At 71.9% G+C, this 25,485-nt stretch carries 19 protein-coding genes; 11 read left to right on the top strand and 8 right to left on the bottom strand.

Annotated features, from left to right (window positions below):
* Window positions 1–241 precede the first annotated feature (241 nt).
* Window positions 242–466, top strand: a complete 225-nt coding sequence (locus FHU30_RS29530) for a hypothetical protein (protein WP_253880208.1) — start codon at window positions 242–244, stop codon at window positions 464–466.
* Between the two features lie 54 nt (window positions 467–520).
* Here the strand turns inward: FHU30_RS29530 and FHU30_RS29525 are convergent, their stop codons facing one another.
* Entirely contained in the window at window positions 521–1,003 is a 483-nt protein-coding gene (locus FHU30_RS29525) for an adenylyltransferase/cytidyltransferase family protein (protein WP_253880206.1), read from the bottom strand.
* A 177-nt stretch (window positions 1,004–1,180) separates the two neighbouring features.
* Between FHU30_RS29525 and FHU30_RS29520 the strand changes: the two genes are divergently transcribed.
* Both FHU30_RS29520 and FHU30_RS29515 read left to right on the top strand, forming a co-directional pair.
* A complete protein-coding gene (locus FHU30_RS29520; protein WP_253880204.1) occupies window positions 1,181–2,188 on the top strand; it encodes an AurF N-oxygenase family protein in 1,008 nt (335 codons plus the stop codon).
* A gap of 482 nt (window positions 2,189–2,670) precedes the next feature.
* Window positions 2,671–3,267 (top strand): TetR/AcrR family transcriptional regulator, encoded by a 597-nt coding sequence (locus FHU30_RS29515; RefSeq protein ID WP_253880202.1) that lies wholly within the window; start codon window positions 2,671–2,673, stop codon window positions 3,265–3,267.
* A 14-nt stretch (window positions 3,268–3,281) separates the two neighbouring features.
* Here FHU30_RS29515 and FHU30_RS29510 read toward each other — a convergent pair whose 3' ends face one another.
* From FHU30_RS29510 to FHU30_RS29500, 3 genes are read right to left on the bottom strand one after another with little or no spacing between them, the layout of a single operon-like run.
* Window positions 3,282–3,860 carry a hypothetical protein gene (locus tag FHU30_RS29510; protein WP_253880201.1) on the bottom strand — a complete coding sequence of 193 codons (579 nt, stop codon included), beginning with the start codon at window positions 3,858–3,860 and terminating at the stop codon, window positions 3,282–3,284.
* 28 nt (window positions 3,861–3,888) lie between these two features.
* The gene (locus tag FHU30_RS29505) at window positions 3,889–4,530 is read right to left on the bottom strand and encodes a response regulator (protein ID WP_253880199.1); all 642 of its coding nucleotides are present in this window, start codon (window positions 4,528–4,530) and stop codon (window positions 3,889–3,891) included.
* The gene (locus FHU30_RS29500; RefSeq protein ID WP_253880197.1) at window positions 4,520–9,499 is read right to left on the bottom strand and encodes a HAMP domain-containing protein; all 4,980 of its coding nucleotides are present in this window, start codon (window positions 9,497–9,499) and stop codon (window positions 4,520–4,522) included. The genes FHU30_RS29505 and FHU30_RS29500 overlap by 11 nt, the downstream gene beginning before the upstream one ends.
* 134 nt (window positions 9,500–9,633) lie before the next feature.
* On the opposite strand from FHU30_RS29500, the gene FHU30_RS29495 reads away from it, so the two are divergent.
* Entirely contained in the window at window positions 9,634–11,946 is a 2,313-nt protein-coding gene (locus FHU30_RS29495) for a SpoIIE family protein phosphatase (protein ID WP_253880195.1), read from the top strand.
* 9 nt (window positions 11,947–11,955) lie between these two features.
* Here the strand turns inward: FHU30_RS29495 and FHU30_RS29490 are convergent, their stop codons facing one another.
* Window positions 11,956–12,612 carry a transglycosylase SLT domain-containing protein gene (locus FHU30_RS29490; protein ID WP_253880193.1) on the bottom strand — a complete coding sequence of 219 codons (657 nt, stop codon included), beginning with the start codon at window positions 12,610–12,612 and terminating at the stop codon, window positions 11,956–11,958.
* A gap of 298 nt (window positions 12,613–12,910) precedes the next feature.
* Between FHU30_RS29490 and FHU30_RS29485 the strand changes: the two genes are divergently transcribed.
* The 4 genes from FHU30_RS29485 to FHU30_RS29470 all read left to right on the top strand — a co-directional run bounded on the left by FHU30_RS29485 (window position 12,911) and on the right by FHU30_RS29470 (window position 18,625).
* Window positions 12,911–14,188: a 3-hydroxybutyrate oligomer hydrolase family protein gene (locus tag FHU30_RS29485; protein ID WP_253880191.1), complete on the top strand. Its 1,278-nt coding sequence runs from the start codon at window positions 12,911–12,913 to the stop codon at window positions 14,186–14,188.
* 76 nt (window positions 14,189–14,264) lie between these two features.
* Entirely contained in the window at window positions 14,265–15,140 is an 876-nt protein-coding gene (locus FHU30_RS29480) for a 3-hydroxybutyrate dehydrogenase (RefSeq protein ID WP_253880188.1), read from the top strand.
* A gap of 117 nt (window positions 15,141–15,257) precedes the next feature.
* Window positions 15,258–16,622 carry an MFS transporter gene (locus FHU30_RS29475; RefSeq protein WP_253880186.1) on the top strand — a complete coding sequence of 455 codons (1,365 nt, stop codon included), beginning with the start codon at window positions 15,258–15,260 and terminating at the stop codon, window positions 16,620–16,622.
* An 86-nt stretch (window positions 16,623–16,708) separates the two neighbouring features.
* A complete protein-coding gene (locus FHU30_RS29470) occupies window positions 16,709–18,625 on the top strand; it encodes a helix-turn-helix domain-containing protein (protein ID WP_253880184.1) in 1,917 nt (638 codons plus the stop codon).
* Here the strand turns inward: FHU30_RS29470 and FHU30_RS29465 are convergent.
* Window positions 18,607–19,062 (bottom strand): ribonuclease domain-containing protein, encoded by a 456-nt coding sequence (locus FHU30_RS29465; protein ID WP_253880182.1) that lies wholly within the window; start codon window positions 19,060–19,062, stop codon window positions 18,607–18,609. The two genes, FHU30_RS29470 and FHU30_RS29465, sit on opposite strands and share 19 nt — an antisense overlap.
* Window positions 19,063–19,281: 219 nt before the next feature.
* Between FHU30_RS29465 and FHU30_RS29460 the strand changes: the two genes are divergently transcribed.
* Entirely contained in the window at window positions 19,282–20,766 is a 1,485-nt protein-coding gene (locus FHU30_RS29460; RefSeq protein WP_443612898.1) for a beta-N-acetylhexosaminidase, read from the top strand.
* Window positions 20,767–20,795: 29 nt separating this feature from the next.
* Here the strand turns inward: FHU30_RS29460 and FHU30_RS29455 are convergent, their stop codons facing one another.
* Window positions 20,796–22,145 (bottom strand): carboxypeptidase-like regulatory domain-containing protein, encoded by a 1,350-nt coding sequence (locus tag FHU30_RS29455; RefSeq protein WP_253880173.1) that lies wholly within the window; start codon window positions 22,143–22,145, stop codon window positions 20,796–20,798.
* 216 nt (window positions 22,146–22,361) lie between these two features.
* Here FHU30_RS29455 and FHU30_RS29450 point away from each other — a divergent pair, with 216 nt between their 5' ends.
* Together FHU30_RS29450 and FHU30_RS29445 are read left to right on the top strand one after the other, a co-directional pair.
* Entirely contained in the window at window positions 22,362–23,204 is an 843-nt protein-coding gene (locus FHU30_RS29450) for a DUF6585 family protein (RefSeq protein ID WP_253880171.1), read from the top strand.
* Between the two features lie 128 nt (window positions 23,205–23,332).
* On the top strand, window positions 23,333–24,634 hold the full coding sequence (locus FHU30_RS29445; RefSeq protein ID WP_308211420.1) for an APC family permease: 1,302 nt from the start codon (window positions 23,333–23,335) through the stop codon (window positions 24,632–24,634).
* 80 nt (window positions 24,635–24,714) lie between these two features.
* On the opposite strand, the gene FHU30_RS29440 is transcribed toward FHU30_RS29445, so the two are convergent.
* Window positions 24,715–25,362 (bottom strand): hypothetical protein, encoded by a 648-nt coding sequence (locus tag FHU30_RS29440; protein ID WP_253880166.1) that lies wholly within the window; start codon window positions 25,360–25,362, stop codon window positions 24,715–24,717.
* Window positions 25,363–25,485 lie beyond the last annotated feature (123 nt).

The raw sequence follows: 25,485 nt of genomic DNA, 5'->3' as shown, positions 1-25,485 counted from the left end.
AGCGCGTGCCTGGTCGCGGACCGTCGCGGACCCGAGCGCGTGCCCGAGCGCGGACCCGGTCGCCTGCCGGGCCGGGGGTCCTCGCCGTGCGCCTGACCGCCTGCCTAACAGCGTGCCTGGTCGCGTTTCCGACCGCGTGCCGGGCCGTGCGCCTGGTCGCGGACCGGTCGCGTGTCCGACAGCCTGCCTAACAGCGTGCCCGAGCGCGGACCCGGTCGGCTGCCGGGCCGGGGTCCTCGCCGTGCGCCTGGCCGTGCGCCTGACCGCCTGCCTAACGGCGCGCCTGGCTGCGTGCCCGTCCGCGTGCCGGGCCGTGCGCCTGGTCGCGGACCCGGTCGCAGACCCGGTCGCGGGCCTGACCGCCTGCCTGACGGCGTGCCCGAGCGCGGACCCGGTCGCGTGCCGGGTCGTGTGCCTGGTCGTGTGCCTGGTCGCGGACCTGGTCGCGGACCGGTCGCGGGGCTGACGGTGCGCCCGAGCGCGTGTCCGAGCGCGTGGGTGGTCGTGGGGGTGGGGTGCGTCAGCCGAGGGAGGTTATGGCTTCCAGCATGGCGCTGGTGGAATGGGCTTCGGTGATGCCGAATTCCCAGGCCAGCGCGCCCATGGCCTCCGCGCCGAGGCGTTTCGCCTCGGTGTGCGGGTCGCCTGCCGTGTAGGCGAGGGCGACCGGTTCGAGGGAGGCGAGAAGCTCCGAATAGTCCTGCCATGCGGACACTTCGGGCGGGCCGGAGATGACGAAGACGCCCGCCACCGAGCGCAGCGCTGCCAGCACCTCGGCGCGTTCGGTGGCGGTGTTGACCGGACGGCCCGGGCCCTTCCACGCGCGGACGCGCTCGTCGTTCTCGACGCCGACCACCACCGGGAAGCCGCGCTCCGCCGCGTCCCGAAGGAACCGGACATGCCCGACGTGCAGGACGTCGAACACGCCCGTGACGACCACCGGCCGCCCGTCCGGACGCGGGCCCGCCCAAGCCGCCGTCAGCCGCTGACCTCCCACAGCCATCCGCCCTCCGCAGGTCGATTCCCCTGCCACACAGTGAACACGACCGGGAGGCCCGTCCCGTCACCTGCCCCTGCTCCGGGCGGGTGACGCGACGCACGTCACACCCCCGGGGCCCTTGCGTGCGGCGATAAAAATAATGCCTACTATTTTTAGGCCCCACCCCCAGGAGGCGTGACGATGACGACGACGCTGGTGCGATGCGCGGACGGCGACCACACCGTGGAGCTGCGCGACCGGGAGCGCGTGGCGGAACGGCTGCTCAAGGCGTCCGCCAGGAAGTCCTACGACCCCGAGGTGGACGTCGACTGGTCCGCGCCGTTCGACCCGGAGCTCTTCTACCTCCCGCCCGAGGCCGTCTCGCTCTACGAGACGCCGCTGTGGGACCGGATGACCCACGAGGAGCGCGTCGAGCTGTCCCGGCACGAGCTGGTCAGCATGCTGTCGTTCGGCATCTGGTCGGAGATCATGCTGATGAAGGGCCTGCTCGGGCACGTCTACCGCGCCGATCCGACCACGCGGCACGTCGCGTACGCGCTCACCGAGACGGCGGACGAATGCCGCCATTCCACGATGTTCGGCCGTTTCATCGGCAAGACCGGACTGCGCCCGTACCGGATGGCCTGGCCGGAGTTCCAGATCGGCAAGCTCGCCGGACTCGTCGACCCGCCGATGGCGATGTTCGCCGCCGTCTTGCTCGTCGAGGAGGTCACCGACGCCGTCCAGCGCGTGGCCATGTCGGACGACCGCGTCCAGCCCCTCGTTCGGACGATCAGCCGCATCCACGTGACCGAGGAGGCGCGGCACATCTCGTACGCGCGCGAGGAGCTGAAGCGGCAGGTCGCCCGCACGCCGCGTCCGCTGCGCCGCGTCCAGGCGTCCGGTATCGCCGGCGTCGGAATCCGTATGGCGCCGCGCCTGACCCGCCCGGCCGTCTACGCCGCAGTCGGCCTTGACCCGCGCATGGCGTACCGGACCGCGAAGTCCAGCCCCCACCGCCAGGCCACGCTCCGCTGGGCCTTCCGCCGCGCCACCGGCTTCCTCACCGAGATCGGCATAATCGAAGGCCCCAGCGCCCGCATCTGGCGCCGCACCGGCATGCTCTCCACCACCGACTCCCCGGCCCCCGCCCCCAACGGCCTCCCCCACCGCCAACACCCAACGCAGCGAATGGACGAGGCGGAATGACGCCCGCAGCGTCCCCCGCCTAACCCAGAGCGTTGGACTCCGCACAATGGACGGCCCCCCACTGCACACGACAGGCGGGTGGAGCCCGCGCCGCGGAGGACGGCGACCCGCGCGATACAGGACGCGAGCGCAAGGGTGCGCGATGTGTGGACACGAATCCGCAGGATGTGCGGACACGAATCTGCGCGGTGGGCGGATGCGGACCGCGCGCGAGGACCGGCCGGTGCGATGTGCGCAGCGGGCGCAAGGGTGCGCGATGTGCGGACACGAATCTGCGCGGTGGGCGGACGCGGACGCGCGCGAGGACCGGCCGGTGCGATGTGCGCAGCGGGCGCAAGGGTGCGCGATGTGCGGACATGAATCTGCGCGGTGGGCGGATGCGGGGCGGGCGTGAGGGCCGCCGGTGCGGTGTGCGGAGCGGGCGTGAGGGTGCGCGGTGTGCGGGAGCGCGGGTGGCGGTGGGGGCGCTTTAGGGTTGGGGTATGGGGAGAGTGGCTGGGCTTACGGGCGCGGAGGCGCGGCAGCGGTTGCTGGCGGCGGCTGCCGAGGTGTTCGTCGAGCGCGGTTACGCGGGGACGGCCACCAGTGAGATCGCTCGGCGGGCGGGGTTGTCCACAGGCGCGATCTACTCGCGGTACGCGTCCAAGGCGGAGTTGCTGGCGGACGCGATCAAGGCGCACATGCCTGCTGAGCTGGCGCGGCTGCTGAGTGACGGTGCTCTCGGGGTGCCGGTGCCGGACGTCGTCCAGCATCTCGGCGAGGAGCTTCCGCACCGGCCCCGGCAGATCAGTGCGATGTTGGTCGAGGGGGCGGCGGCCGCGCGGCGCGATCCCCGGGTCGCGGAGATCTTCGCGGCTGAGCTGGCGGCGCACCTGGAGAGCGTGCAGAGCCTCGTCACCGCTGCTCAGGACGAAGGTTCGGTTGATTCGTCCCTTCCGTCCGGGGCCTTGGCGCGCTTCCTGCTGGCCGTGGCGCTGGGGACGCTGTTCACCAACATGCTGGACATCGACCCTGTGGACGACGCGGACTGGGCCACGGTCATCAACCGGTTCATTGCTGCCGCCGCCCCCGGTCAGTAGTCCACAAAAGCCGCCTAGGCGGTTAGGCGGGTGGCCAGACTCGGGCGGGCTTGCTGGATTAGGCGGTCGGGGGCGTCCTCGGGGTAGTAAGTGCTGAACGGGTGGTGGGCCAGGGCCAGTTCGGAGAGGACGAAGAGGGGGCAGAGGGCGCGGGAGTAGCGGCGGCAGGCCGAGGTGCGGCCGCGCTGGGCGTCCGCGTCGGCGAACTTGGCCTCGGCTTCGGTGACCTGGGCCCCGATGTAGGACGGGTTGTCCGCCAGGCCCGGATCGTCCAGGACGGCGTCGACGTTTCGGGTCGGGGCAGCTGACGCCGAGCGCAGGATGCGGGCCTGCAGCGCGTGCATCGAGACGACCGGGGACCAGATGTTGTAGTCGCCGCTCGACTTCGGAACGGCCGTGGTGACCGAGTCGAGGATCTCCAGGGCCTCGGGTCCGCGGTCCAGGGCCCAGAGGTAGGTGGCGAGGTCGAGCTCCTCGTAGAGCTCGCGCATGCGGGTATGGGACCAGCGCTTGACCAGGGACGACTTGAAGCGGATCAGGTAGGGGTTCGTTTCGGCGGCGGGGTCCGCGGCGGCGGGAGGGGTGATCGGCATGGACGCATCAAACCGCATCCGCCCGACGTCAGTCGGGGGGCGTGAAGAGGGCGTCGTGGGCCGCTCGTAGCGCGGCGGTCTCGCGGTCGAGCTGGATGAGGGCCTGTTTCGTGGCGGTGTCGGTAACGGTGTCCGACATCGCCTCGACGGACGCCTCGACCGCTTCGAGGCGGGACGTGAGGGCCTTGACCAGCGCGGACGCCGTGGACGGATCGGTCGGGAGCCCGGCCAGGCCCGGCAGGAGGCCGGCGAGTGCGCTGGTCCCGGCGTCCAGGCGGCGGCGCTCGCGGTGCAGGTCGAGCAGCGCCTCGACCTTGGACCGCAGCACCCACGGGTCGAACGGTTTGACCAGGTAGTCGACCGCGCCGACGGCGAAGCCGCGGAAGGCGAGGTCGGGTTCGCCGCGGGCCGCGGTCAGGAAGATGATCGGGATGTCGCGGGTCCGGTCCTTGCGCTTGATGTGGTACGCCGTCTCGAAGCCGTCCATCCCGGGCATCAGGACGTCCATGAGGATGACGGCGTAGTGGTCGGCCATCAGGGCGCGCAGGGCGTCCTCGCCCGAACGCGCGGTGGCGACCGACGCGTCCAGGCTCTTCAGGACGGCCGCCAGCGCGAGCAGGTTCTCCTGCTGGTCGTCCACGACGAGGATGCGCGCGGGCTCAGCGGCCATCGGTCGGTCCCCCGGGCGTTGTCGAGGGGCCGCCGTCCGCCACCGCGTCCGTGTCGAAGATGGCGGCCACTTCGGCGCTCACGTCGGCCTCCGCGCCCGCGTCCGCGTTGGCGTCCCCGTCGGGTGCGGGTGGCGGTACGGCCGGGGGCTCCAGCCAGCGGCGCATGACCATGAAGAGGTGCTCGATCTCGACCGGCTTGGTGACGTAGTCGGACATGCCCGCGACCAGGCTCTTCTCCTGGTCGCCCTTCATCGCCTTCGCGGTGAGCGCGACGATCGGGAGGTCGGCGAAGCGCGGCATGGCGCGGATCGCGCGGGTGGTGGCGTAGCCGTCCATCTCGGGCATCATCACGTCCATGAACACCAGGCAGATGTCGTCCTCGTGCTCCAAAGCCTCGATGCCGCGGCGGCCGTCGGCGGCGTAGCAGACCTTCAGGCCCGACCGCTCCAGGACGGTGCTGAGCGCGAACACGTTGCGGATGTCGTCGTCCACGATCAGCACCTTGCGGCCCGCGAACGCCGCGTCGCGCGCGACGACCGGGCCCGGCTCGGTCGGCTCCGGCGTGCCGATGCGCGGGCGCGGGTCGGCGACCGGGGTGAGCGTCTCGATGCCGGGCGCGGACGCCGGCGCGGGCAGTGCGGCGAGCACGGAACCGCCGGTCAGGACCGGGTCCGCGGGGACGTCCGCCAGCGGGTCGAGCATGTCGTCCGGACGCGGCCGGTACGGGGAGCGTTCGGGCAGGTAGAGCGAGAAGGTCGAGCCGCGGCCGGGGTCGCTGACCGCCTTGATCTCGCCGCCGAGCAGCTCGGCGATCTCGCGGCAGATGGACAGGCCGAGCCCGGTGCCGCCGTACTTGCGGCTGGTCGTGCCGTCCGCCTGCTGGAACGCGTCGAAGATGACAGTGAGCTTCTCGTACGGGATGCCGACGCCGGTGTCGGTGACGCCGAAGCTGATCACCCGCTCGGACGAGCGCAGGGTGTCGGTCGCGAACACCACGTTCTCGGCGAGGCCGACGCGCAGCCGCACCGAGCCCTGGCCGGTGAACTTCAGCGCGTTCGACAGCAGGTTCCGGACGATCTGCTGGAGCCGCTGCTCGTCGGTGCACAGCGTCTCGGGCACCTCCGGTGCGACCTCGACGTCGAAGTCCAGACCCTGCTCGATCGCGATGTGCCGGAAGGTGACGTTGACGTAGTCGACGAGCTTGGCGAGTGGGATGTCCTCCGGGTGGATCTCCATCTTGCCCGCCTCGATCTTCGACAGGTCGAGGATGTCGTCGATGAGCTGCAGCAGGTCGTGCCCAGCGCCGTAGATCGTGCGGGCGAACCGGACCTGCTCGGGCGTCAGGTTGCCGTCCGGGTTGGCCCACAGCAGCTTGGCGAGCAGCAGCAGGCTGTTCAGCGGCGTGCGCAGCTCGTGCGACATGTTCGCGAGGAAGTTGGACTTGTACCGGGACGACAGCGCGAGCTGCTCGGCGCGCTCCTCCAGCGCGCGCCGGGCCTGCTCGATCTCGGTGTTCTGCACCTCGATCTCGCGGTTCTGCTGGGCCAGCAGCGCCGCCTTCTCCTCCAGCTCGGCGTTGGAGCGGCGCAGCTCCTCCTGCTGGCGCTGCAGCTCGGCGGAGCGCTCCTGCAGCTCGCGGGTGAGCCGCTGCGACTCGGCGAGCAGCGCCTCGGTGCGGGCGTTGGCGATGATGGTGTTGATCGCGACGCCGATGGTGTGCACGAACTGGTCGAAGAAGGCCAGGTGGACGTCGGAGAACGGGGAGAAAGCGGCCAGCTCGATCACGCCGAGCACGGCGTCCTCGAACACGATCGGCAGCACGACCACGCAGGCCGGGGACGCCTCGCCGAGCCCGGAGGAGATCTTGATGTACTCCGGCGGCGCGTCCAGGATGATCAGCCGCTTGCGCTCGACCGCGGCCTGCCCGACCAGCCCGACGCCGAACCCGATCTCCTCGTTCAGCCGGCTGCCGCCGCGGTAGCCGTACCCGGCGATCAGCCGCAGCCCCGGGTCGCGGTCGCCGTCCCCGCGCTGGGCGAGGAAGAACGCGCCGTAGTGCGCGGCGACCAGCGGCGTCAGCTCGGACAGGAGCAGGCTCGCGACCTCGACCAGGTCGCGGTGGCCCTGCATCAGCCCGGCGATGCGGGCGAGGTTGGACTCCAGCCAGTCCTTCGCGCGGGTCGTCTCGCGCAGGTTCGCGACCATCAGGTTGACGTTGTCGGACAGCTCGGCGACCTCGCCCTGCGCGTCCACCGAGATGGCGCGGGTCAGGTCGCCGCGGGCGACGGCGCTGGCCACCTCGGCGATCGCGCGGACCTGCGTGGTCAGGTTGCTGGCCAGCAGGTTCACGTTGTCGGTGAGGTCCTTCCACACCCCGGACGCGCCGGGCACCTGCGCCTGCCCGCCCAGCTCGCCGCGGCTGCCGACCTCGCGCGCGACGCGCGTCACCTCGGACGAGAACGCCGAGAGCGTGTCGACCATCGTGTTGATCGTGGTCTTCAGTTCGAGGATCTCGCCCTGCGCGTCCACGTCGATCTTCTTGGTCAGGTCGCCGTTCGCGACGGCCGTGGTGACCTGCGCGATGTTCCGCACCTGGTAGGTCAGGTTGTTGGCCATCGCGTTGACGTTGTCGGTGAGGTCCTTCCACATCCCGGACGCGCCGCGGACCTGCGCCTGGCCGCCCAGCTCGCCTTCCGTCCCCACCTCGCGCGCTACTCGCGTCACCTCGTCGGCGAACGCGGAGAGCGTGTCGACCATCGTGTTGATCGTGGTCTTGAGCTGGAAGATCTCGCCGCGCGCGTCCACGGTGATCTTCTTGGTCAGGTCGCCGCCGGCGACGGCCGTCGCGACCTGGGCGATGTTCCGCACCTGGTTGGTGAGGTTGTTCGCCATCGAGTTCACGTTGTCGGTCAGGTCCTTCCACAGGCCGGATGCGCCGCGGACCTGCGCCTGACCGCCGAGCCGTCCTTCGGTGCCGACCTCGCGCGCCACCCGGGTGACTTCCGAAGCGAAAGCCGAGAGCTGATCGACCATCGTGTTGATGGTGTCCTTCAACTCCAGGATCTCGCCCTGCGCATCGACGGTGATCTTCTTGGACAGGTCTCCGTCCGCCACAGCCTTGGTGATCTGCGCGATGTTCCGCACCTGACTCGTCAGGTTGTTGGCCATCGAGTTCACGTTGTCGGTCAGGTCTTTCCAAACACCCGAGACGCCGCGGACCTGCGCCTGACCGCCCAGCTCGCCTTCCGTGCCGACCTCGCGCGCGACTCGCGTCACCTCGTCGGCGAAACCGGAGAGCTGGTCGACCATCGTGTTCAGGGTGTCTTTCAGCTCCAGGATCTCGCCCTGCGCGTCCACGGTGATCTTCTTGGACAGGTCGCCGTCCGCCACGGCCTTGGTGATCTGCGCGATGTTCCGCACCTGGCTGGTGAGGTTGTTGGCCATCGAGTTCACGTTGTCGGTCAGGTCTTTCCAGACACCCGAGACGCCGCGGACCTGCGCCTGACCGCCGAGACGGCCTTCGGTGCCGACTTCGCGAGCGACGCGCGTCACTTCACCGGCGAAGGCGGAGAGCTGGTCGACCATCGTGTTGATGGTGTCTTTCAGCTCCAGGATCTCGCCCTGCGCATCGACGGTGATCTTCTTGGACAGGTCCCCGTCCGCCACAGCCTTCGTGATCTGCGCGATGTTCCGCACCTGACTCGTCAGGTTGTTGGCCATCGAGTTCACGTTGTCCGTGAGGTCTTTCCAGACGCCGGACACGCCCTGGACTTCGGCTCGTCCGCCCAGGTTGCCCTCGCTGCCGACCTCGCGCGCGACGCGCGTCACCTCGCCGGCGAAGGCCGAAAGCTGGTCGACCATCGTGTTCATGGTGTCCTTGAGCTCCAGCAGCTCGCCCTTGACGTCCACGGTGATCTTCTGGCCCAGGTCGCCGCGCGCCACGGACGTCGCGACCTGCGCGATGTTGCGCACCTGGTAGGTCAGGTTGGACGCCATGACGTTCACCGACTCGGTGAGGTCCTTCCACGTGCCGCTGACACCGCGGACCTGCGCCTGGCCGCCGAGCCGCCCCTCCGTGCCGACCTCGCGCGCGACGCGCGTCACCTCGTCCGCGAACGCGGAGAGCTGGTCCACCATCGTGTTGACGGTCAGCTTCAGCTCCAGCATCTCGCCGGTCGCCTCCACGCTGACCTTGCGGGTCAGGTCGCCGCGCGCGACCGCCGTGGTCACCGCCGCGATGTCGCGGACCTGGTAGGTCAGCCGCCCGGCCATGTCGTTCACGGCCTCGGTGACCTGCGCCCAGCGGCCGGCGAGGCCGCGCACCTTGGAGTGCCCGCCGAGCCGTCCCTCGGTGCCCAGCTCGCGAGCGACCCGGGTCACCTCACTGGTGAACAGGGTGAGCTGGTCGATCATCCGGTTCGCGGCCAGGCCGGGACGGCGCAGGTCGCCGTGCAGCGGGCGGTTGCCGACCTCCAGGATGGCGCGCTGCGACAGGTCGCCCGCGGCGACCGCCTCCAGCACCCGGGCGGTGCCGGACAGCGGCGTGGTGATCAGGTCGAGCAGCGTGTTGACCTGCTCGACGGTGCTGGTCCAGCGGCCCTGGCCGGGGCTGGCGGCGAGCCGCTCGTCCAGCCGGCCCTCCCGGTTGACCTGCTGGCAGACCCGGTGCACCTCGTCGGCGAGGTGCCGGTTGCGGTCGGAGATCTGGCCGAGCACCTCGGCGATCTCGGCCATCGTGCCGCCGTCCGGGGCGGTGAAGCGGGGCCGGAAGTCGCCGTCCCGTATCGCGCGCAGCGCCTCCAGCAGCGAGCGCAGCGCCGCTTCCTGGTCGGACGCGGCGGACACCGAGGGCGCGCCCGCTCCGGCCGCCGAACCCGGCGGCGAGCTGTCGGCGGACGCGCCGGACTCGGCGGGCGGGGGCGCGTCGGGGTCGTCGGGAGCCGAGGTCAGAGGCGCTCTAGCAGTCATGGCGACGACCTTGCGAACTTGGCGTGTCTGAGCCTCTGCAGTCTGTCACCATGTCAGGACCCTCACCCGCAAATCCGAGGGTTTGGTTACGGTGCCGGGTTCGGTGAAGATCCTGGCCACCAGGGGGATCACGCATGCTCTCTCGCTCGTCGAGCATCGCTTTGGCGCAGGGGAGCGCCTCGGTGTCCGCCGCGCGCCAGCACCTCCGCGCGGTGCTCCTCGAATGGGGCCTGCCGCCCGCGGGCGCGCACGAGGCGCTGCTCGTGGCGGACGAACTCGTCGCCGGCGCCGTCCTCCGCAAGGCGGACGACCTCGAACTGACGTGCCGCCTGGACGGTCCGAGCGGGCGGCTGCGCATCGAGGTCGGCTGCCGGACGCGGACGACCCCGTTCGCGTCCGCGCACGCCGCTCCGGAACGCCTCGGCCCGCGCCTGACGTACACGCTGGCCGAGCAATGGGGAGTGACGTACACGCGCGAGACGACGACCGCGTGGTTCGAGCTGGCCGTCCCGTCCACCGAAGCGGGCGCAGACGATGCGTCCGACCAGATCGGCGGAGTCGGCGAGGGGCAAGGGCCGGGCGTGCGCTCCGAGGGCGAGCGGGGCGAGCGCTCCGAGGGCGAGCGGGGCGAGCGCTCTGAGGACGAGCGGGGCGTGCGCTCCGAGGGCGAGCCGGAGGACGCCGCCGACGACGGGACGCGCGGGCAGATCCTCGAAGGGGCTCGGGTGCTCGACGGGTCGCTCGTGCTGGACGGCGTGCGCGAGCCGTTCCCGGGGTTCCCGGCGGCGCCGATGCCGCTGCCGTGGCCGTCGGGGCTGTCCACCGAGGCGATGTTCGACCAGGTCGTCCAGTGGACGCGGGCGATCACCCAGGCGGACGCGGCGTACGTGCTGGTCGGGTCGCCCGGCGAGGGGCTGCGGGTGCGCGCCTCGACCGCGTCCGCCATGGCCGGGACGCCGGAGTCGCCGGACGCGCGGGTCGAGGAGGCGGCGCGGCTGCTGGCGGAGGCGCAGGACGACGGCCGGGAGCCGCCGCGGCTGCCGGACGGCGGCTTCCTGTCGGTGATCAGCGTCCCGATCCGGCGCGACGGCGAGCGGCTCGGCGTGGTCGTGGCCGTCGCGGTCCCGGCCGACCGGTTCGGCACCCTGGACGTGGCGAGGCTGCGGTTCGCCGCGGACGCGCTCACCCCGGTCGTCGCGGACGAGCGGCGCGCGCAGGCGCACCGCGACTACCGCACCTGGATCGGGTTCCTCGCGGAGGCGGGCGAGCTGCTCGCCGGGACGCTCGACGCGAACCTCGTCGTCGCGCTCGGCGCGCAGCTGCTCGTGCCGCGGATCGGCGCGTGGTGCGCGGTGTTCCTGGCTGGGCCCGGCGAGCGCGGCGAGCTGGCGCACGTGTGGCATGCCGACGAGCAGCAGATCGGCGCGCTGCGGGCGGCGCTCGGCACGGTGGAGGCGCCGCTCGGCGGGCAGGTGAAGCGGGTGCGTCCGTGGCCGGGGCTGGAGCGGATGCCCGTCCCCGCGCGGCTCGCGTACGGGCCGGAGGTGCTGGAGCTGCCGCTGGCGACGCGGGACCAGCGGCTCGGAACGGTCCTGCTCGGCGGACCCGAGGCCGGCTCGTTCCCCACCGATCTCCTGCAGCTCTCCGAGGACCTGTGCGCGCGCATCGCGGGTGCGCTGCTGACCGCGCGCAGCTACGGCGAGCAGGCCGCGGCGAGCCTCACGCTGCAACGCGGCCTGCTGCCGTCGCGGCTGCCGCCGATCCCCGGCCTGGACTACGACATCGTGTACGCGCCCGCCGGGCAGGACGCCGCTGCGGGCGGCGACTTCTACGACGTGTTCGCGGCCGCGCCGGGCTGCTGGCGGTTCACGCTAGGGGACGTGTGCGGAACGGGCCCCGAGGCCGCGTCCGTCACCGGGCTCGCGCGGCACACCCTGCGCGCGCTGTGCCGCGAGGGGTACGACTCCGCGCCCGCGATGGAACGGCTGAACGAGGCGATGCTCGACGAGGGCGTGGAGCGGCTGCTCACGGCCGTCCATGGCGAGCTGCGTCCGGACGGCGAGGGCGTGGCCCTGTCGGTCGTCCTCGCCGGGCACATCCCGCCGCTGCTGCTGCGCCCGGACGGCAGCGTCCGGGCGGTCGGGGAGTCGCAGATCCTGCTCGGCGCGATGCGGTCGCCCGGCTACGAGGCGGAGACCGCGCGGCTGGCGCCGGGCGAACTCCTGCTCTGCGTGACCGACGGCGTCACCGAGCGCCGCCGAGACGGGCGCCTGCTGGACGACGACGACGGCCTCGCCGCCCTCCTGTCCACGTGCACTGGCCTGACCGCGCGGGCCGTGACGCGGCGCCTGCACAACGCCGTCCGGCAGTTCGGGAAAGGCGGGCTGGACGACGATCTGGCGATTCTCGCGTTCCGCGCCGTCCCGACGCCTGACCTCAAGGCGTGAGCGGCGCGCCTAGCGCAGGGCGGCTTGGGCCTTGGGCCAGTTGTCGTGGAGGCGGCTCAGGTAGGACGCGGCTTGCGGGCCCGGTTTCGTGCCTTCGGCGAAGAGGCGCATGTTTCCCGCCCCGGCGTTGTAGCCGAGCGCCAGCAGATCCGACTTGCTGAACGTGGACGACCGGTCGGACGGCAGCTGGCGCGCCAGGTCGTGCAGGAACCAGGCCGCGGCGCGGACGGCCAGTGCGGGATCGTCCGGCAGCTCCTCCCAGCGGCGGTTCTGGAAGGGGCGTCCGTCCTTGGTGTCGTCGAACGCGGCCCGGTGCATGTTCGCGATGCCGAACGCGGCGTCCGGCTTGAACCGCTGCCAGGTGCGTTCGAAATTCGCGTCGTGCGGCTTGTCGGACTCGTTGTAGAGGATCGCCATCAGCAGCACCGGGTCGACGCGCGCCTCGTGCGCGTACAACTTCACCTGCGTCCCGAAGTGCTCGGGTGAACGGTCTTTCGACGACTGCCCGTCCGCGCCCGCGTCCGTGGCGGTCGCGCTCGGCTTGGCCGCCGGCTTCTGCGACGCGTCCGTCTTGGACGCGTGGCCGCCGCCCTTGATGGTGAGCAGCGCGGCGACGACGGCCAGTGGCAGCACCAGCCAGATCAGGTTCCCGCGTTTGTCCTTCACCCGCGCCCCCGGTCGCTCACGAGCCTGATCACCACACTGCCACATCGGGACGCCGGACGAACGCGCGGCCGGACGTGGCGGCGCGAGCCGGGGACGGCGCGAGCCGGGGACGGCGCGAGCCGGGGGCGGCGCGAGCCCGGGCGGCGCGAGCCCGGGCGGCGGGAAGTAAGAGCGGGGGAGTGTCGTGGCGGCGGGAGCCAGGGGCGGGGGAGCGAGAGTGGTGGACGCGGCCATGTCGCGCCGGGGCGGGGCGATCTAGCGTCCGCGGCATCTGTCCCCCATCGCCGGGAGGTCCCCGATGTCGCTCAGATCGCTGTCACTGCTGGCCCTTGCCGCCGGCCTCGTCGCCGCACCCGCGACCGCTGCACGGGCCGAGTCGTGCCCGTCCGGGATCAGGGTGCCCGGAGCCGAGTACCAGCAGGTCGCGTGCCTGTCGGAGCTGACCACGGCGGGCACGGTCGCGTCCGGGCACACCGTCCCGGGGGACTGGGCCGGGCTGACGCCGAAGGACCTGCCGGTGCCGAGCGGCGTGCCCGGCGTCCAGGTGGACGGGTACTTCCCCGACTCGTCCCGGACGAACGCCGACCACGGCTGGAACCACGACGCGCAGTTCGTCATCCGCCTCCCCGACCGCTGGAACGGCGGGCTCGTCGTCTCCGGCTCCCCCGGTGTGCGCGGACAGTTCGCCAACGACCGCGCCATAGGCGACTGGGTCCTCGCGCGTGGATACGCGTTCGCCGCTACGGACAAGGGCAACACCGGAGTCGACTTCTATAAGGACGGTCGGCATCCGGGCGACGCCATCGCAGAGTGGAACTTCCGCCTAACGCAACTGACGCGGGCGGCTAAGAAGGTCGTCCGGCAGAGGTATCACGAGAGGCCGCGTAGGACGCTCGTCACGGGCATGTCCAACGGGGGATACCTGGTGCGCTGGCAGCTGGAGAACCATCCCGAGCTGTATGACGGGGGAGTCGACTGGGAAGGCACGCTCTGGCGCACGGACGGCCCGAACCTTCTGACGTTCCTGCCACCGGCCCTGCGCGGTTATCCACAGGACAAGGACGCTGTGGTGAAGGCGGGATTCCCTGCCGAATCCGAGTTCCTGTGGCCGTTCTACAGCCAGTACTACTGGGGACTCACGCAACGCATCTACCGCGCCGAGTTCGACCCCGGCTACACAGGGGACGAGGCCGCATACGACTACCAGAGCCGTCCTGAGAGCGTGCGGAAGGCCGTCGCCAAGGTCGCGCTGACCGGACGCATAGGAAAGCCGCTCATCACGCTGCACGGGACGCTCGACGGGCTGCTGCCCATAAGCCAGGACTCCGACGTGTACGCGCGGCTCGTGCGCGCACAGGGGCGCGGCGCGATGTTCCGCTACTACCGGATCGAAGGCGGGACGCACGTGGACTCGCTCTTCGACGCCTTCCCGGATCGGCTGCGTCCGCTCGTCCCGTGCCACCGCGCGGCGTTCACCGCCCTCGAACGGTGGATCGGACGCGGCGAGGCCCCGCCGCCGAGCCGGACCGTCCCGCGCCCGGCCGCCGGCCCCGTCACGTCCTGCACCTTGGGCTGAGGCACCACTCGGAACGGACAGAGTGTGTGGGTCGACACCATGGGCAGCGCGTGTGACCCAGCTTACAGTTCGGGCCATGACGAACTCTTGGCCTGCGGGAACGGCCCCGTCCGGGGACCGTCCCCCGCACGACGCAAGCCCGGCCGGGGCCGGCGACCCGGCTGACGCGACCGCCGCGACCGCTGCGGCGGGCGCGGTCGGCGCGGGTGGCGGGCTCGGCGGGCGGACGGCGCTGGTGACCGGCGGCGGCAGCGGCATCGGCCGGGCCTGCGCGGCCGCGCTCGCCGCCGCCGGGGCCGACGTGCACGTGGTCGACATCGACGGCGAGGCGGCGAAGGCGGTCGCCGAGCTGATCGGCGGCCGCCCGCACATCGCCGACCTCGCCGACCCGGACGCCGTGGACGCGCTGCCCGCCGAGGCCGACATCCTCGTCAACAGCGCCGGCCTGCAGCACGTCGCGCCGATCCCCGAGTTCCCGGTCGAGCGGTTCGTCCGCATCCAGCAGGTGATGGTGACCGCGCCGTTCCTGCTGATGCGGCGGACGCTCCCCCACATGTACGCGGCCGGCTGGGGTCGCATCGTCAACATCTCCAGCGTCCACGGCCTGCGCGCCAGCGCCTACAAGGCGGCCTACGTCGCGGCCAAGCACGGCCTGGAAGGGCTCAGCAAGGTCGCCGCGCTGGAGGGCGCGGCGCACGGCGTGACGAGCAACTGCGTCGACCCCGGCTACGTCCGCACGCCGCTCGTGGAGGGCCAGATCCGCGACCAGGCGGCCGTCCACGGCGTCCCGCCGGACGAGGTCGTGGACGACGTGCTGCTCGCCCGCACGCCGGTGAAGCGCCTCATCGAGCCGGACGAGGTCGCCGCCGCGGTGCTGTGGCTCTGCGGCCCGCACGCGGGCTTCGTCACCGGCACGTCCCTCTCCATGGACGGCGGCTGGACCGCCCAGTAGTCCCCCACCGGACGCCACACCAGTCCCAACGGACGCCGCACCAATCCCACCGGACGCCGCACCAATCCCACCGGAAGCCTCACCAGTCCCCCATCCTCAGCCCAGGACGGAGCCCCCATGTCCCACCCCGATACAGCCGTGCCCGGAAACGGGAGAGAGCGCTCGAAGGGCATCGCGCGGATCGTCAGCGCGAGCCTGATCGGCACCACGATCGAGTGGTACGACTTCTTCCTCTACGGCAGCGCCGCCGCGCTCGTGTTCAACAAGCTGTTCTTCCCCAAGGCGGACCCGCTGACCGGGACGCTCATCGCGTTCCTCACCTACGCCATCGGGTTCGCGGCGCGCCCGCTCGGCGGCGTCGTGTTCGGCCACTTCGGCGACCGGATCGGGCGCAAGAAACTGCTCGTCGTCAGCCTGGTGATGATGGGCGGCGCGACGTTCGCGATGGGCCTGCTGCCGACGTACGCGACGCTCGGCGTCGGCGCGCCGCTGCTGCTGACCGCGCTCCGGGTCGTCCAGGGGTTCGCGCTCGGCGGCGAGTGGGGCGGCGCGGTGCTGCTGGTGTCGGAGCACGGCGGTGATCGCAAACGCGGGTTCTGGGCGTCGTGGCCGCAGTCCGGCGCGCCCGGCGGCAACCTGCTGGCGACCGGCGTGCTGGCGCTGCTCGCGGCCGTCCAGTCGGACGAGACGTTCCGCGCGTGGGGCTGGCGCGTGCCGTTCCTGCTGTCGGGCGTGCTGGTCGTGATCGGCCTGTGGATCCGGGTGTCGGTGAGCGAGTCGCCGCTGTTCCTGGAGGCGAAGGAGAAGCAGGACGCGCAGGACCGCGTTCCCGTCGTGGAGGTGTTCCGGACGGGATGGCGGCAGGTCCTCGTCGCGATCGGCGCGCGCTTCGGCGAGAACATCTCGTACTACATCCTCACCTCGTTCCTGCTCGTGTACGTGACCGAGCATCTGAAGCTGCCGAAGAGCACCGCGCTGGACGCCGTGCTGATCGGCTCGGCCGTGCACTTCCTCGTGATCCCGGCGTGGGGCGCGCTGTCGGACCGGATCGGGCGGCGGCCCGTGATGCTGATCGGCTCGGCCGGGATGGCGCTGTGGACGATCGTGTTCTTCTCGCTCGTGGACGACCGCTCGTTCGGCGTCATCACGCTCGCGGTGACGGTCGGGCTCGTCCTGCACGGCGCGATGTACGGGCCGCAGGCGGCGTACGTGTCAGAGCTGTTCGACACGCGCGTCCGGTACTCGGGCGCGTCGATGGGATCGCAGCTGGCGTCCATCATCGCCGGGGCGCTCGCGCCGATCGTCGCGGTCGAGCTGCTGAAGGACTACGACTCGTCCGTCCCGGTCGCGCTCTACATGGGCCTGGCGGCCGTCGTCACCGCGCTCACCGTCGCCGTCGCCCGCGAGACCCGCGGCCGCGACCTCGCCCGCGTCGAAGCCGACGCCGCGTCCCCCTCCGCCGTCACGGTCCGCACCACCTGACCACCCCCACCACGCACCCGGAACCGCCCGCCCACACGTTCGCTGAGGCGGGCGGTTCTGGGGGGAAGGCTGCGACGATAACCGGCATGGACCATCCGGCACTGTCCGCGATGCGCGGGCTGCTCGGGCTGCTCGTGGACGGCGCGCCCGCCGAGGACTTCGCGCGTCCGGCCGCCGAGGCGCGCGCCGCCGGCCTCGCCCCGGACGAGCAGGCCGCCGTGGACGAGGCGACCCGCATGGCGCTCGACATCCGCCGGACGCTGGAGGCGCACCGCCGCCGCGAGCGCGAGCTGGCTGCGCTGTTCGACAGCGCGGGCGACCTCGCCGCGCTCCGCGACCTCGACGCCGTGCTGCGCGCGATCGTGCATCGCGCGCGCACGCTGCTCGGCACCGACACCGCGTACCTCACGATGAACGATCCGGTAGCGGGGGACACGTTCATGCGCGTGACGGACGGCTCGGTGTCGGCGAAGTTCCAGCAGTTGCGGCTCGGCATGGGCGAGGGGCTCGGCGGGCTCGTCGCGCAGACCGCGCTCCCCTACGCGAGCCGCGACTACCGCACCGACACGCGCTTCAACCACACCCGCACGATCGACGACGCGGTCGGCGAGGAGGGGCTGCGCGGGATCCTCGGCGTCCCGATACGGGTCGGGACGCGCGTGATCGGCGTGCTGTACGCGGCGGACCGGCGGCCGCGCGACTTCGACCCGGACGCGGTGACGCTGCTGTCGTCGCTCGCCGACCTCGCGGCCGTCGCGATCGACAACGCGCGGCTGCTGGAGGAGACGCGCGCGACGCTCACCGAGCTGAACGCGGCCAACGCCGAACTCAACGCGGCGAACGAGGAGCTGAACGCCGCGAACGAGACGGTCCGCGCGCGCAGCGAGGAGATGCGCCGGGCCGCCGCGATCCACGACCGGCTGACCGGGCTGGTGCTGCGCGGCGGGGACGCGACGGACGTCGCGCGGGAGATCGTCGCGCTGCTCGGCGGCGGCCTCGTCGTGCACGACGCGGACGGCACGGAGGTCGCGCGCGTGGCCGCCGAACCGTTCGTCCCGGCGCCGGACGGCGTGGCGGCATCGCGCGCGAGCGGACGCGCCGTCCCGGTGGACGGGACGTGGGTCTACGCGGTCCTCGCGGGCGCCGAACCACTCGGCACGATGGCGCTTCTGGGCCGTCCGGAACTCACCGACGGCGACCGCCGGTTGTTCGAGCGCGCGGGGATCGTGACGGCGCTCCTGCTGCTGTTGCGGCGGTCCGTCGCGGAGGCCGAAGACCGCGTTCGCGGCGACCTGTTGGGAGACCTCCTGACCGGAGGTAATGCCGACAGTCTGACATTGCGCGCGCGCAAGCTCGGCGTGGTCTTCACTCGTGCGCACGCGGTGCTCGTGCTGCAGTGCGACGCGTCCAAGCGGGAGCGCTTGCTGACCGAAGCGTCGCGTCGTGCGCGCGCGTTGGGAGGGCTCGCCGGAACGCACAACGGCAACGTCGTCCTACTCGCTCCGACCGACGCGCCGGGCGCGCTCGCGCAGTCGTTGTCAGGGGAGTTGCGGGACGCGCTGGGCGGCGTTCCGGTGACGATCGGAGCGTCCGCTTCCGGGCCGGGACTCGGGCGGTTGCCGGCCGCTTTCGAGGAGGCGCTGCGGTGCGCCCGCGCGCTGCACACGCTCGGCCGGAGCGGCGAGGGCGCGGACCCGCCGTCGCTCGGTTTCCTCGGCGTGCTGCTGGGCGACCGCGCCGACGTCGAGGGCTACGTGCGCGGCGTCCTCGGGCCGGTCATCGACTACGACCGGCGGCGCGGGACGGAGCTGGTCCGGACGCTGGACGCCTACTACCGGAGCGGTGCCAGCCTGACCGAGGCCAGGCAGGCGCTGCACGTCCACGTGAACACGGTCGTGCAGCGGCTCGACCGCGTCCGGCGGCTCCTCGGCGACGACTGGAACAGCCCGTCCCGCGCGCTGGAGCTTCAGCTAGCGCTGAGGCTTCACTGGCTCAGCAGGTAGAAGTTGGAGTAGTGGTCCGGCGAGAAGTACACCTTGCCGGTGCTGCTGTGGACGATCCGGTAGGCGTCGCGCTGCGCGTACTTGGCCCGCGAGTAGACGTCGTACTCGTGGTAGGTCACGCCGCTCGGGAGCTGCCCCTCGCGGTTCTGGAACACGCCGCCGGTGTAGTTGTAGCGGCCGTCCGGCCACGAGTACCAGCCGCTCGTCGACGGCCAGCCCTTCGACGCCCACACGGACGCGGCGTAGCTGCCGTCCGCGCACCGGCTCACCGTGCACGTCTGGTACACCGACGCGCTCGCCGGGACGACGTCGACCGCGGCGACACCGGTCACCGACGCGGCCGCGACGACGCTGACGACCGCGCGCCTGGTCCACGACGCGCGGGACGCGTGCGCCGCACGGGACGCGCGGGCGGGCTTCTTCTTGAGCTGCTTCAAGGGGCCTCCTTGGCGAGGGGACGAACACCGCCATGTTCGCCAACATCGTCACGTCCGAAATATGGCAACAGTGGCCAAAATCCGAGGCGCCGCACGTCCGTCACCCCCGCGTCCTCCACCGTCCACCGGCGCGTCCCCGCCCGCAGACCTCTGGCGATAAGTTCCGTTTGGACCGATGTGGACGGGGAGAGGAACGAGTCCGTGACGATCTTGAACCTGGTGCCCCGGCCCGTCCGGATCTCCGGTGAGGGGAACGTCCCCTTCGACGGGACGGTCCGGACGCGCATCGACGCGTCGCTGCCGTCCGAGGGCTACCGCCTGACGACCGGCGCGGACGGCGCCGTCGAGATCGTCGGCGGGGACGAGGCGGGCGTGTTCTGGGGCCGCCAGACGCTCCGCCAGCTCCTCGGCCCGGACGCGTTCCGGCAAAGCGCGCAACCTGCCAAAGGCGAGCTGCCGCACGTCGTCATCGAGGACGCGCCGCGGTTCCGCTGGCGCGGGTTCATGCTGGACGTCGCGCGCCACTTCACGCCGAAGAGCGGCGTCCTGCGGTACATCGACCTGCTCGCGGCGCACAAGCTGAACGTCCTGCACCTGCACCTGACCGACGACCAGGGCTGGCGCATCGAGATCAAGCGCTATCCGCGGTTGACCGAGGTCGGGTCGTCCCGCCGGAGGACCAAGCTCGGCTGGGGCGAGCCGGACCTCTGGGACGACCGCCCGCACGGCGGGTTCTTCACGCAGGACGACCTCCGCGAGATCGTGGCGTACGCGGCGGAACGGCACATCACGGTCGTCCCGGAGATCGACCTTCCCGGGCACATGCAGGCCGCGATCGCCGCGTACCCGGAACTGGGCAACACCGACGTCCTGGACACGGCCGCGCTCGGCGTGAAGACGGACTGGGGCGTCAACCCGCACGTCCTCAACGCGGGCGACGCGACGCTGCTCTTCTTCGAGGGCGTCCTGGAAGAGGTGCTCGACCTCTTCCCGAGCCGGTTCGTCCACATCGGCGGCGACGAGTGCCCCAAGGACGAGTGGAAGGCGTCACCGGCCGCACAGGCACGCATCCGGGAGCTGGGCGTCGGCGACGAGGACGGGCTCCAGTCGTGGATCGTCCGGCACTTCGACCGGTGGCTCGCCGAGCGCGGCCGCCGCCTCGTCGGCTGGGACGAGATCCTGGAAGGCGGGCTCGCCGCGGGCGCGACGGTCATGAGCTGGCGCGGGCGCGACGGCGGCGTCAGCGCGGCCGAGGCCGGGCACGACGTCGTCATGTGCCCGATGCAGGAGGTCTACCTCGACCACCGGCAGAGCGACCATCCGGACGAACCGGTCGCGTTCGGCTGGACGAAGACGCTGGCGGACGTGTACGCGTTCGACGCCGTCCCGCCGGAGCTCGCCGGGACCGCGCACGCGGACCGCGTCCTGGGCGCGCAGGCGAACATGTGGACGGAGCAGACCGAGAACCAGCAGCGCATCGACTACATGGTCTGGCCGCGCCTCGCGGCGTTCGCCGAGGCGGTCTGGTCGCCGTCCGAGGGGCGCGACTTCGGCGGCTTCGAGCGCCGCATGCGCGAGGAGCACTACGCCCGGCTGGACGCCATGGGCGTGGACTACAGGCGGCCGGGCGGGCCGCTGCCGTACCAGCAGCGGCCCGGAATCCCCGGCCGTCCTTTCACGTCACCCAAATACGACGAGAGCTGAGCCCCGGGGGCCGCTCGTCAGGTGGAGTGCTACTCGCCCCGCCACGGCAGGACGTTCATGACCGGTGCGGGACCGCCGAGGTTGCCCGGCGCCGGGATCGCGTAGGTGTTGACGTACCGGTCGTTCGGCGTGCCCGCCGCCCACGTGTCGCTGGTGCCGCCGAAGACCGCCGCGAAGTAGCCGTCACCGTAGGCGCGGACCTTCGCGCTGAAGTGACCCTTCTTGTCGGTCTTCACCCACTTGACGTGGTACCAGGTCTTCTTGCCCTTGAAGCGGAAGATGATCCGGACGGTCTGCCCGCCGAACGCGCCGTACCCGCCCTTGGACACGTACCAGCGGCTCAGCGTGCCGGACACGGTCACATAGGAGTTCTTGCGGACCGAGGTCTTCGAGGCGCTCAGCTTCGACATCTTGGTCGACCAGCGCCACAGCTTCCGGACGGGCGAGACCGACGGAGCGTAGGTCGTGTCGCCGAGGAAGCGCGAGCGCCAGTAGCCGGAGTAGTAGACCCGCAGCGAGGTCTTGTAGCCGGTGTTCCACGGCGAGAACGTCTTCATGGTCTTCCAGCCGGTCGTGCCGTTGCTGGAGTACTCCAGGACGACCTTGCGGTTGTAGACCTGGCCGCCGCCGGACGGCGAGTACAGGTTCGTCCAGGCGGTCACCTGGCCGTAGGCGTCCATCGTGGTGGAGAAGGCGAGCCGCCCGGCGTACCGGACCGCGGTGTGGCCGAGCGTGACCCGCCCGCCCTTGAACAGGCCGGCCGGGGTGGTGTCGACGTAGAACGTCCCGCCGCAGGACGGCTTGACGGTCGTGCTGAACCTGCCGTCCGCGCCGACCGTCAGCGTCTGCGCCGGGATCGGGGCGCCGGTGCAGTTGGCGTCGGGAGTCTGGCCGAGGACGGCCTTGCCGCCGGGGACGGCCGTGCCCTTGTAGGTGACGGCGCCGTTGAGCGTGACCGGCTGGCCCTCGTCCAGGGTGGACTTGTCGGCTGTCATCACCGTGTCGGTCTGGCCGCGGACGATCTGGACCGTCACCGGGTCGGAGTGGAGGCTGAGCGACGGCACGTTCGCGGAGACGACGACCGAGTCGGACGTCCCGTTGGGCGCGAGGGTCGCGGTGTAGTTGCCGTCGGCGTCGGTGGTGCCGGCGGTGACCGTGCCCTCTCCGGCCGGGGCGGACAGCTCGACGGCCGCGCCCGCAGCGGGCGTCCCGTCGGCGTTGGTGACCTTGCCGGTGATGGTGGCGGTCGGGTGCTCGGGGTCCACCGAGGCGGGGGCGGCGATGGTGACGGCGGCCGTCCCGTCGGCGAACGCCGGTACGGCGGTGAGAGTGCCGAGCAGCAGGGTGCTCGTGACACCGACCGTGGCGAAGCGAAGCAAGTGATCCCTCCGGGTGTGAAGGACATCGAACGGTGAAGGTGGAACGTGGCGGGTGATGAAGCGACGCGCGACCCTCCGGGGCGGTTGGCCGCGGACACCGAATCGTGATCTATCGGACTTTCCGGTCGGCCATTCTTGCCAGACACTTACGTCTGTTAGAGACTTCCGGACGGTCCGCCGGACCGGCCGACCGAGACCGCAACCGAGGGAGCGGCAGTGACCGAGCAGGGCGCGGCGGGCATGACCGGACAGGGGCAGCCGCAGGGGCAGCCGCAAGGACAGGGCCAGAGCGCGGCGGGCACGACGGAGCAGCAGATCGGCGCCGTCGCCGCGAGCAACGGCCTCGGCGCGCACCGCGCCGCCTTCGCGTCCATCGCGGACGCCCAGGCGCGGCACGCCAACCGCGTCGGCATCGGCGCGATCGTCCTGCTCGTCCTCTGCCTGGTGTGCCTGGCCACCGGCTACCCGGCGCTGCTGATCATCCTCGGCGGGCCGTTCCTCATCGCCGTGTTCGCCTACTTCCGCTACAGCGGGATGGCCGGACGGAACGACGGCGCGCGCCTCGACCTCTTCGAGCGCGGGCTCACGTCGGCGTACCGGGGGCAGGTCCGGGCCGTCCGGTACGAGAGCACGGGCGTGCTGCAGGACATCGTCCGGTACACGCGCTACGGGCAGACCACGCGCATCACCTACCGCTACACGCTGACCGACACCACCGGCCAGCAGCTGACGCTGAGCGGCGGCTACGCGAACCCGGAGCAGTGGGGCCCGGCCATCCAGCAGGCCGTCACGGACGTCCACCTCCCGCAGGCCGTCGCGCGCGTCCGGGCGGGCGAGCGCGTGGAGTTCGGCCCGCTCTGGCTGACCGCGGCGGAGGTCGGCTCCGGTTCCAAGTCCGTCGCCTGGAACCAGGTCGAGGAGATCAAGGTCAGCAACGGCTTCGTCTCCCTGCGCGTCACCGGCAAGTGGTCGTCGCTGTCCACGACGTCCGTCAGCCGCATCTCGAACTTCTTCGTCTTCCTCGCTGTGGCCGACTACCTGCGCACCAACTCCCAGTAGCAGCCCTGATCGACACGCACGACGACCCGGTGACTGGGGTAGGCCATCTGCGTGACACGTAAGCGACACTGAGACGCGGTACGTGTTCCAGGGACCGAGAACCGGCCCGGCCACCGGAGGGAACCGTCGTGCAGCAGTCCAGCGCCGGCAACACACGTGCGCAGCCGGCAGGCGGTGAGGACGGGCGGCTGGCGCGGCGGCTCGGGACCGGGGACGCGGTCGTGATCGGGCTCGGCTCGATGATCGGCGCCGGTGTCTTCGCCGCGTTCGGGCCGGCCGCGCGCGCCGCCGGGACGGGCCTGCTGGGCGGCCTGCTCATCGCGGCGGTGATCGCGTACTGCAACGCGGTCGCGTCCGCGCAACTGGCCGCGGCATATCCGGTTTCGGGCGGGACGTACGTCTACGGACGCGAGCGCCTCGGCCATTGGTGGGGCTTCACGGCCGGGTGGGGCTTCGTGGTCGGCAAGACCGCCTCGTGCGCGGCGATGGCGCTGACCTTCGCCTCGTACGCGGTCCCGGGCCCGTGGTGGGCGCAGCGGATCGTCGCGGTCGCGGGCGTGCTGGCGCTGGCCGCGCTCAACTACCGGGGTGTCACCAAGACCGTCCTGCTCACGCGGGTCCTCGTCGCGACGAGCCTCACCGCGCTGGCCGTGGTCGTGATCGGCATCGCGGCGGGCGGGCACGCGAGCACCGCCCACCTGGACGGCCGGACCACCGGCGGTGCGTACGGCGTCCTCCAGTCGGCCGGGCTGCTGTTCTTCGCGTTCGCCGGGTACGCCCGGATCGCGACGATGGGCGAGGAGGTCCGCGACCCGCGCCGCGTCATCCCGCGCGCGATCCCGATCGCGCTGTTCCTCGCCGTGGCGGTCTACCTGGTCGTCGGGGTCGCCGCGCTCCTGGCCGCCGGGCCGCACCGCCTCGCCACGGCGTCCGCGCCGCTGACGGCGGCGGTCGAGGCGGCGGGCTCACCGGCGCTGGCTCCGGTCGTCCGGATCGGCGGCGCGATGGCGGCGCTGGGCGCGCTGCTGGCCCTGATCGCCGGGATCGGACGAACCGGGCTCGCCATGGCCCGCGAGCGCGACCTCCCGTCCTGGCTCGCCGCCGTCCATCCGCGGTACAAGGTGCCGCACCACGCGGAGATCGCCCTCGCCGTGGTGGTGAGCGTCCTGGTCGCGACCGTCGATCTGCGGGGCGTGATCGGCTTCTCGTCGTTCGGCGTCCTGGTGTACTACGCGATCGCGAACGCGTCGGCGCTGACGCAACCCGCGTCCGACCGCCGCTGGCCGCGCTGGCTCAACGGCGTCGGCCTGGTCGGCTGCGTGGTGCTGGTCGCCACCCTGCCCTGGCCGTCCGTCCTGGCCGGGGTGGTGATGTTCGCGCTCGGACTGGCCGGGCGCGGGCTGATCCTCCGCCGCCGCCGGGCCGCCTGATCAGCCGCCGGGGAACCTGATCAGTCGCCGGGGCAGCTGATCAGTCGCCGGGGCTGCTGATCAGTCGCCGGGGCTGCTGATCAGTCGACGCCGCAGGGCGGGACGATCCGGCCCGCGAGGACGCCCGCGACGATCACGCCCACCTCGGCGGCCGTCTCGTGGGACGGCGCGGGCGCGACGATCCGGGTGCCGTCGCCGATGAAGTGCCGCCCGGGCGTCCTGACCGTGAGGTGCCACATCCACGGCCCCGGACGGTACGGGCCCGGCGACGCGGCACCCGAACCCATGATCATCTGCGCGGCGGACTCGTCCGGCCGGCCGAGCGTCACCAGCAGGGGAGCGGCGGCGGGACGCGGCAGCTTCACGTAGCCGACCTCGGCCCGGGAGTCGGCCATGACCGGCCCCTCGATCGGCACCAGCTCGCTCCCGAAGTGCTCGGACGCCTGCCAGACCACGGTGTCCAGCAGCTTGACCGGCTCGACCTCCTCGTCCACGTACAGGCACTCGCGGGTGAACCGCTCGTCGCAGGCCCGCAGCACACGCTCGGGCAGCGGCCCCGACCAGCGCGTGTACGGGTCGTAGACGCCGTGCTCGAACAGGACCTCCTCCATGTCGTGCAGCGCGTGCGCGGCGGCGGCGATCACCGATTCGGTGTAGAGGGCGATGCGGTCGGCCCGGGCGACCTCAAGGACGTCTTCCCGAGCGGGGCTCTCCGTCTCGTCGTACATGGGACTCCTCCTCCGAACCGGTCCCAGCATCGCGGACCCGGATCGGGCGCGCCGCGCCGCTCGGCACAGGGTCACGATCCGGCACGCAAGTGTGGCCGCCGGGTTCGGACTACCCTGATCACG

The organism is Actinomadura rupiterrae (assembly GCF_024172125.1).
In the GTDB taxonomy this organism is placed as follows: domain Bacteria; phylum Actinomycetota; class Actinomycetes; order Streptosporangiales; family Streptosporangiaceae; genus Spirillospora; species Spirillospora rupiterrae.
The sequence above is the reverse complement of the archived record's forward strand: the minus strand, read 5'-3'. Positions and strand labels throughout refer to the sequence as shown.

Bases quoted from the DNA above. Each gene is read 5' to 3' on its own strand.
- FHU30_RS29525 (WP_253880206.1), bottom strand. From the start codon at position 1,003: ATGGCTGTGGGAGGTCAGCGGCTGACGGCGGCTTGGGCGGGCCCGCGT.
- FHU30_RS29520 (WP_253880204.1), top strand. From the start codon at position 1,181: ATGACGACGACGCTGGTGCGATGCGCGGACGGCGACCACACCGTGGAG.
- FHU30_RS29515 (WP_253880202.1), top strand. From the start codon at position 2,671: ATGGGGAGAGTGGCTGGGCTTACGGGCGCGGAGGCGCGGCAGCGGTTG.
- FHU30_RS29510 (WP_253880201.1), bottom strand. From the start codon at position 3,860: ATGCCGATCACCCCTCCCGCCGCCGCGGACCCCGCCGCCGAAACGAAC.
- FHU30_RS29505 (WP_253880199.1), bottom strand. From the start codon at position 4,530: ATGGCCGCTGAGCCCGCGCGCATCCTCGTCGTGGACGACCAGCAGGAG.
- FHU30_RS29500 (WP_253880197.1), bottom strand. From the start codon at position 9,499: ATGACTGCTAGAGCGCCTCTGACCTCGGCTCCCGACGACCCCGACGCG.
- FHU30_RS29495 (WP_253880195.1), top strand. From the start codon at position 9,634: ATGCTCTCTCGCTCGTCGAGCATCGCTTTGGCGCAGGGGAGCGCCTCG.
- FHU30_RS29485 (WP_253880191.1), top strand. From the start codon at position 12,911: ATGTCGCTCAGATCGCTGTCACTGCTGGCCCTTGCCGCCGGCCTCGTC.
- FHU30_RS29480 (WP_253880188.1), top strand. From the start codon at position 14,265: ATGACGAACTCTTGGCCTGCGGGAACGGCCCCGTCCGGGGACCGTCCC.
- FHU30_RS29475 (WP_253880186.1), top strand. From the start codon at position 15,258: ATGTCCCACCCCGATACAGCCGTGCCCGGAAACGGGAGAGAGCGCTCG.
- FHU30_RS29470 (WP_253880184.1), top strand. From the start codon at position 16,709: ATGGACCATCCGGCACTGTCCGCGATGCGCGGGCTGCTCGGGCTGCTC.
- FHU30_RS29440 (WP_253880166.1), bottom strand. From the start codon at position 25,362: ATGTACGACGAGACGGAGAGCCCCGCTCGGGAAGACGTCCTTGAGGTC.